Source organism: Streptosporangium sp. NPDC003464 (genome assembly GCF_053588315.1).
Map to the genome: position 1 here is coordinate 1 of NZ_JBSFPS010000377.1, position 7,471 is coordinate 7,471.

General features: G+C 74.4%; 5 protein-coding genes. 2 read left to right on the plus strand and 3 right to left on the minus strand.

Annotation, left to right across the window (positions count from 1 at the left end):
• From ACWDS7_RS44750 to ACWDS7_RS44760, 3 genes are all read right to left on the minus strand, one after another.
• Positions 1–186 (minus strand): hypothetical protein (locus tag ACWDS7_RS44750; RefSeq protein WP_451934256.1); only part of this gene is annotated, 186 nt, incomplete at its 3' end.
• Positions 152–2,341 (minus strand): ATP-binding protein, encoded by a 2,190-nt coding sequence (locus ACWDS7_RS44755; RefSeq protein WP_451934257.1) that lies wholly within the window; start codon positions 2,339–2,341, stop codon positions 152–154. The genes ACWDS7_RS44750 and ACWDS7_RS44755, both read right to left, overlap by 35 nt.
• A 79-nt stretch (positions 2,342–2,420) precedes the next feature.
• Positions 2,421–4,397 (minus strand): ATP-binding protein, encoded by a 1,977-nt coding sequence (locus ACWDS7_RS44760; RefSeq protein WP_451934258.1) that lies wholly within the window; start codon positions 4,395–4,397, stop codon positions 2,421–2,423.
• A 151-nt stretch (positions 4,398–4,548) separates the two neighbouring features.
• Between ACWDS7_RS44760 and ACWDS7_RS44765 the strand changes: the two genes are divergently transcribed.
• Positions 4,549–5,259: a class I SAM-dependent methyltransferase gene (locus ACWDS7_RS44765; protein ID WP_306859681.1), complete on the plus strand. Its 711-nt coding sequence runs from the start codon at positions 4,549–4,551 to the stop codon at positions 5,257–5,259.
• Between the two features lie 185 nt (positions 5,260–5,444).
• A complete protein-coding gene (locus ACWDS7_RS44770) occupies positions 5,445–7,319 on the plus strand; it encodes an acyl-CoA dehydrogenase family protein (RefSeq protein WP_451934259.1) in 1,875 nt (624 codons plus the stop codon).
• Positions 7,320–7,471: the final 152 nt, after the last annotated feature.

A 7,471-nucleotide genomic window follows, 5' to 3' on the forward strand; every position in this document is an offset into this window, starting at 1 on the left:
GCCGAAGTGGTCCAGGCGCACGCTGGCGATGCCGTCGCCCTTGAGCGGAGCGTGGATACGGCTGTACAGCTCCAGCCAGGTGTCGGAGTCGTGTTCCTTTCCGGAGATGTATCGGCTGACGGTGTGGAAGCCCGGCCGGGCGGCCCTGAGGTCAGCGGAGCTCGCCGTGCGCGGCCGTACGGCCATCGGCCCGGTCGCCCCCGGTGTCCCGGATCCGCGCCACGGCCACGCCCGGATCCATGACCAGCCCCCGGGCGAACAGGCGGTCGTAGACCGCGTCGCCGACGAGTGCCCTGGCCCGCCGCTCCGTACGCTCGCGGGAGGCCGCGGCGCCCTCGGGGGACACCAGCGCGTGAACGGCCGCGGCGTGCGCCGCCGCCGGGTCCGGCCCGTCCGGCTCCGCCGGGTCCTCCCCCCGCGTGCGGGGGGCTCCGGGGCCCTTCCCGGGCGTGCGAGGGGCCGCCGGCCCCGGCGGGCCGGGGCGGGACGGCTCCGCGGCCGCCCGCATCCGCCGGGCGGCGCCGAGCAGGCAGGCGGCCCGGCGCCCGTCACCGCCCGCCGCCGCGGCGGCGGCGAGCTGGTCCATCGCCAGGGCGCCGCCCACCGCGTCGCCCAATCGCCATTTCACCTCGAGCGCCGCCCGCGCGTGGGCCTCGGCGGCGCCGGGCTCGCCGCGGTCCAGCTCGGCGAGCGAGCGCACGTGGTCGCCCTGGGCGCGCGCCCACAGCTCGCCGCGTCCGGCGCACCGCTCCGCCTGCCGCGCCAGCACCTCCACGGCCCGGTCGGGCTCACCCCGGACGACGGACACCATGGCCAGCGTCACCTCGGCGGCGGCGAGCCCGGCGTGGTCGGGGCCCGCCCGCCCGGACAGCTCGGCCGCCTCGGCCGCGAGGCGGCCGGCCCCGTCGAGATCGCCGCAGGCCAGGGCGGCGGCCGCGGCGATCTGCCGGGCGCGGCCGGCGGCGGCGGGGTCGCCTGCGGCGATCGCCGTCTCGTACGCCTCGGCGGCCCGGGCGCGGGCCTCCGCCGTGTCGCCGTCGCCGAGCGCGGCCCAGGCGCACACCCACAGGGCCTTGGCCCGCGCCGGATCCGGCCGCGTGTGCCGCCGGAGCGCCCGCTCCAGGTAGTGGCGCCCCCGCCGCGCCTGTCCCAGACAGCACCAGACGAACCAGAGCGCGGTCACCAGGTCGGACCCGTCGTCGTGGTCGAGGGCGGCCGTCAGGTTCGGCAGCTCGCGCCGGGCCCAGTCGGCCCAGCGGAGCTGGTGCGGGCCGGACCACTCGGCCTCCGCCTTACGGGCCTGGGCCAGGTAGTGGTCGCGGTGGCGGCGGGTCAGGGCGTCTTCCTCGCCCAGCCGGCGCAGCCACTCACCGCCGTAGTCGCGGACCGTGTCGAGCATCCGGTATCGCGACCCCTCGGCGGTCAGGACCGACCTGTCCACGAGCCCGGGCAGCGGGAGCACCGGCAGCCGCTCGTCGGCGCAGACCGCCCGCGCGGCGTCGGCGTCGAACGGCCCGGCGAAGACCGACAGCCGTGCCCAGAGCAGGCGCTCCTGCGCAGTGCAGAGCTCGTGGCTCCAGCCGACCGCGGTGCGCAGCGTCTGGTGGCGTCTCAGTGGGGCGGGGCTCCCCCCGACGAGCAGCTCGAAGCGGTCGTCCAGCCGTTCGGCGATCTGCTGGAGCGACAGCGTCCGCAGCCGCCGGGCGGCGAGCTCGATGGCCAGCGGGATGCCGTCCAGCCGGCGGCAGACCCGGGCCACCGCCGCGGGGTCGAGGGTGAGGCCGGGCACCAGGGCGTGAGCCCGCTCGGTGAACAGCCGGACCGCGTCCGCCCCGGCGTCCCCGGGCGCCGCCAGCGGCTCGATCGGCAGGACCCGCTCCCCGGGCAGGCCCAGCGGCCGGCGGCTGGTGGCCAGCACCCGCGCGTGCGGGGCCTCGGGCAGCATCCGGCGCAGCAGCGCCGCGCAGGCGTCGGTCAGATGGTCACAGGTGTCCAGGACCAGCAGCAGCCGTTTGCCGGCGACGAAGTCGGCCAGCACCTCCGGCTGGGGGCGCGCCGACTGCTCGCGCAGGCCGAGGGCGGCGGCGATGTCGTGGCCGATCAGGTCGCCGTTCTGCTGGGCCGAGAGCTCGACGACCCACACCCCGTCGGCGAAGGAGCCGCGCAGCCGGTCGGCCGTCCTGACGGCCAGTCTCGTCTTGCCCACGCCGGCCCCGCCGGTGAGGGTCACCAGCGGTGACCGGCCGACCAGCACGGCGATCTCGGCGAGCTCCTCCCGCCGCCCGACGAGGCTGCTCGTCTCCGCCGGGACGTTGTCCCGGCGCGTCCGCGTCTGCGCCACCGCTCCCCAGCCCCTCCGCGTAAGGTGGCAAGCCAACCACGGAACCGGCCAAAGGCCCGCCAGGGTGCGGCACCCCCGGTTATGAGATCTTCTCCCCCAGCGCATATTTCACAGCGATGCCCAGGTCAAAGCCCTGCCCCTCGGCAAACAGGGTGTCGAATTCTCCACCGCCGAGGACCTTCACCGCATGGGTCACGGCCCGCTCCCGGACCGGGACGGGGATCGGTGAGCCGGACCGCGCCAGCCCGGAGGAGTCCCGGACGGCCTGGGCCGCGCCCAGCAGCCGGGCTCCCCGGCGCGCGGCTCCCCCCGCCACCGCCGCCCAGGCGATCATCTCGACGCAGGCGACGCTCAGGAGCGGATCCTCGAAGAGCCGCGCCGCGGCGAGCGCCGTCCTGGCATGGCGGAGCGCCCCGGACGCGCTGTCCTTGACGTGCTCGGCCCAGGCGGACACGTATTCCATCTGGGCACTGCTCCACTCCTCCCCGTGCGCCTCGCAGAGCGCCTGCCCCTCCGACAGCGTCTCCGCGGTCTCCTCGGGCCTGCCGGCCGCCAGCAGGCCGAGCGCCGTCAGCGTGTAGCAGGGCAGCAGCCCGGACAGCACCTCGCCCTTGGCCATGTGCCAGGCCATGGCCTCCTCCAGCAGCTCGACCGCCCGGAGGTGGTCGCGCCGCGTCAGGGAGATCAGGCCCTCCACCTGGGCGACGTAACCGGCGGCGCTCCCTTCGGCGTCCTCGGCGCGGCACCGGTCGAGCCGTTCCCGCGCGGCGCCGAGGTCGCCCTGGAGCGCGGCCACCCACGCGCAGACCCACAGCGCCCTGATCCGCTCGGGGCTGGGACCGGTGTCCCGGCGCAGCGCCGTCTCCAGGCAGTGGCGGCCCTCACGCAGCATGCCGCAGCAGATCCAGAGGAACCACAGGGTCCCGGCCAGGCCCAGCGCCGCCCGGGACCGTTCCGGGTCGGCCAGGCACAGCTCGAACGCCCTGCGGAGGTTGCGCCGCTCGGCCCGTATCCGGCCGTACCACTCCACCTGCCGGCCGGGCCACTGGACGGCGCACCGCCTGGCCAGCCGGAGGTAGTGGTCGCGGTGGCGGCCCTGGACCGCGCCGGTCTCACCCAGCCGGAGCAGCCACTCGGCGCCGAACTCCCGGACGGTGTCCAGCATGCGCAGCCGTACGCCGGTGGAGTGTTCCTCCCGCTGCACGAGCGACTTGTCGACCAGCCCGCTCAGCGCTTCGAGCACCAGCCCGGCCGGGAGCGGCCCGCCGGCGCAGACCCGCTCGGCCGCCTCCAGGTCGAAGTCGGCGGCGAACACCGACAGCCGAGCCCACAGCAACCGCTCGGCCGGGGTGCACAGCTCGTGGCTCCAGCCCATCGCCGCGCGCAGCGACTCGTGCCGCACCGGGCCGCCGCCGCCGGTCAGCAGGTGGTAGCGGTCGTCCAGCCGCCGGGTGAGCAGCGCGGGCGGCATGGCGCGCAGCCGTACGGCCGCCAGCTCGATGGCCAGCGGGATGCCGTCGAGCCCCGCGCAGAGCTCCGCCACGCCGTCCGCGCCGGCGGCCGGGCCCGCGCGGTCGAGCAGCAGGGCCACCGCGTCCTCGGCCGGGAGCGGCGGGACGAGGTGGATGTGCTCGCCCGACACGCCGAGCGGCTGGCGGCCGGTGGCCAGCACCCGGAGGTTGGGTGCGCGGCGCAGCAACGTGTCCACCAGCGAGGCCACCGCTTCGACCAGGTGCTCGCAGGTGTCCAGCACGAGCAGCGACCTGCGCGAGCCCAGCCACTCCGCCAGCGCCTCCTCCTGCGGCCGGGCGGGCTGGTCGGCCAGGCCCATGCCACCGGCCACGGTCTCCGCCAGGAGGTAGGGGTCGGTCAGATCGGCCAGGTCGACCAGCCAGAGGCCGTCGGGGAAGTCCGCCGCGACCTCCTCCGCCACCCGGCCCGCCAGCCGCGTCTTCCCGACCCCGCCCAGCCCGGTGAGCGTGACCAGCCGGGACCCCCGCATCAGGCGGACCACCTGTGCGATCTCTGCGTGCCTGCCGACGAAGGTAGTTTCCATGGGGTGGCCCATGCTAGGCCGCCGGATGTCGTTTGGGGGGCCGCTCTCAGGGAAGCGCTACTAGACTCTGCCTGTCCGCAGCCGTGGCCCCCGCGCCACGGCTTTCTGTTAGCGATCTGGACGGAACCGCATGTCTGGGTATGACCGCGTAGTGCAACCCGCGGCCGGTGACGAGGCCCTGGAGAACCACCTCGGTGGGGACGAGGCCAAGAACTACCGGCAGTACGAGCTCGACATGGTCGCCCCGCACGTGGGCCGCTCCATGCTGGAGATCGGCTCCGGTCTGGGCCATTTCGCCGAGGCGTTCCTGCCGCGGCTGGACCGGCTGGTGGTCAGCGACTTCGACCCCTACTGCGTGGAGCAGCTGCGCAAGCGCTTCACCGGCCGCGACGACATCGACGTGCTGCAGTTCGGCCTGCCGACCGACATCCCGATCGGCGAGAAGGTCGACACCGTCGTGATGATGAACGTCCTGGAGCACATCGAGGAGGACGTCGAGGCCCTGCGCTCCCTCGCCAGGGTCACCGTCCCCGGCGGGCGGATCGTCATCTGGGTCCCGGGCTACATGCAGCTCTACGGAGACTTCGACCGCAAGGTCGGCCACGTCACCCGCTACACCCCGGCCACCCTGCGCAGCACGGTCTCCAAGGCGGGCCTGGACATCGACGTGCTCAAGCCGATCAACTTCCTCGGCGGCATCGCGTGGTGGGCCGCCGTCCGCCGCGGCGGCGTCGGCTACCCCGACCCGCGCCTGGTCAAGATCTACGACCGCACCGTGGTCCCCGCCACCCGCTTCATCGAGCGCTTCGTCCGGCCGCCCTTCGGCCAGACCGTCTTCTGCGTGGCCCGCGTCCCGAAGTAGGCGCGACCCTCCCTCGCTGACCGTCCCGGACGTGATGTCTCCCCACGTCGACGGGTCAGCCACCGGAGCACCTCGGCCCTCGGCGAGGGCACCTGTGGGCATATCGGACTCCTACCGCGTCGTTGCTTTCCCGGAGCCGCCCCCCGGGCGTAACGTCGAGGTGATCTATGCCCGAGGAGGTCACAATGACCGATTACACCAAGGCGCGCGAGGTGGCCGAACAGGCCAGGGAGAAGGAATGGGCCCGCCCCAGCTTCGGCAGGCAGCTCTTCCTGGGAGACTTCCGCCTCGACCTGGTGCGTCCGGCTCCGGCGCTGTCCGAGGCCGGGACCGGCAAGGGCGGGGAGTTCCTCCGGGCGCTGCGGCGGTTCCTGGACACCCGGGTCGATCCGGCGCTGATCGAGCGGACCGCGCAGGTGCCGGACGAGGTGGTCAAGGGGCTGGCCGAGCTGGGCGCCTTCGGGATGACCATCGGGGAGGAGTACGGCGGGCTGGGGCTGAGCCATCTCGACTACGGCCGAGCGCTGATGCTCGTCGGGTCATACTGCCCGGCGCTGAGCACGCTGCTGTCGGCGCACCAGTCGATCGGGGTGCCGCAGCCGTTGAAGCAGTTCGGCACCGAGGAGCAGAAGCGGAGATTCCTGCCCCGCTGCGCGAGGGGCGAGGTGTCGGCCTTCCTGCTGACCGAGCCCGACGTCGGCTCCGACCCGGCACGGCTGGCCACCACGGCGGTGCGCGAGGGCGACGACTACGTGCTGGACGGCGTGAAGCTGTGGACGACCAACGGGGTCGTCGCGGGTCTGCTGGTGGTCATGGCCCGCACCGGCACGAAGATCTCCGCGTTCGTCGTCGAGGCGGACACCCCGGGGATCACCGTCGAGCGGCGCAACGCGTTCATGGGTCTGCGCGGCATCGAGAACGGCCTGACCAGGTTCCACCGGGTCCGCGTCCCGGCCGCCAACCTGATCGGCCGTGAGGGCCAGGGCCTGAAGATCGCGCTGACCACGCTCAACACCGGCAGGCTCTCGCTCCCGGCCGTCTGCGCGGGCAACGCCAAGTGGGCGGTGAAGATCGCGAGGGAGTGGGGCGGCGAGCGGGTGCAGTGGGGGCGCCGGATCGGGGAGCACGAGGCGGTCGCGCGGAAGATCGCCTTCATCGCCGCCACGGCCTACGCCCTCGAAGCGGTGATGGAGCTGTCGTGCCGGATGGCCGACGAGGAGAGCACCGACATCAGGATCGAGGCCGCGCTCGCCAAGCTGTACGCCTCGGAGATGGCGTGGAAGGTGGCCGACGAGCTGGTCCAGATCCGCGGCGGGCGCGGCTACGAGACGGCGGAGTCGCTGGCCGCCCGGGGCGAGCGCGGGGTCCCGGCCGAGCAGGTGCTGCGGGACATGCGGATCAACCGGATCTTCGAGGGCTCCACCGAGATCATGCAGCTGCTGATCGCCCGCGAGGCGGTCGACGCGCACCTGACGGCGGCCGGCGAGCTCATCGACCCGTCGCTGGACAGCAGGGCCAAGGCCCGCGCCGCGATGCGGGCGGGCGGCTTCTACGCGCGCTGGCTGCCGACGCTGGTCGCCGGGTCGGGCAACCGGCCGGGATCCTACGCGCAGTTCGGCGCGCTGGCCCGGCACCTGCGCTACGTGGAGCGGACCAGCCGCAAGCTCGCCCGCTCCACCTTCTACGGCATGTCCCGCTGGCAGGGGAGGCTCGAACACAAGCAGGGCTTCCTCGGCCGGATCGTCGACATCGGCGCCGAGCTTTTCGCGATCACCGCGACGTGTGTCCGCGCCCGCGAGGAGACCGCCGAGCTCGGGCGCAAGCCCGCCGAGATCGCCGACACCTTCTGCCACCAGGCCCGGCTCCGCGCGGACGCGCTGTTCGACCAGCTGTGGGACAACAGCGACGCCCGGGACGTACGGCTGGCGCGCCAGCTCCTGAAGGGCCGCTACACCTTCCTGGAGGAGGGCATCCTCGACGCCTCCATCGACGGCCCGTGGATCGCCGCCGCCACCCCCGGCGCCTCGACCTCCGAGAACGTGCACCGGTCGATCGGCTGAGAACGCCCCGCCCGAGGCGGCGGGGCGCGGCCCGGCGCGGATCCTCGCCCCGGCGGCTGCCCTCCGGGCCCTCGGTGTTGAGCAGGTAGGCCAGCTTGGTCTCGCGGATGATCCGCTGCCTGCCGGCCTCGTCCAGGGCCAGCGCGTCAAGC

Coding starts and splice junctions, on each gene's coding strand:
- ACWDS7_RS44760 (WP_451934258.1), bottom strand. CDS start 4,397: ATGGAAACTACCTTCGTCGGCAGGCACGCAGAGATCGCACAGGTGGTC.
- ACWDS7_RS44770 (WP_451934259.1), top strand. CDS start 5,445: ATGACCGATTACACCAAGGCGCGCGAGGTGGCCGAACAGGCCAGGGAG.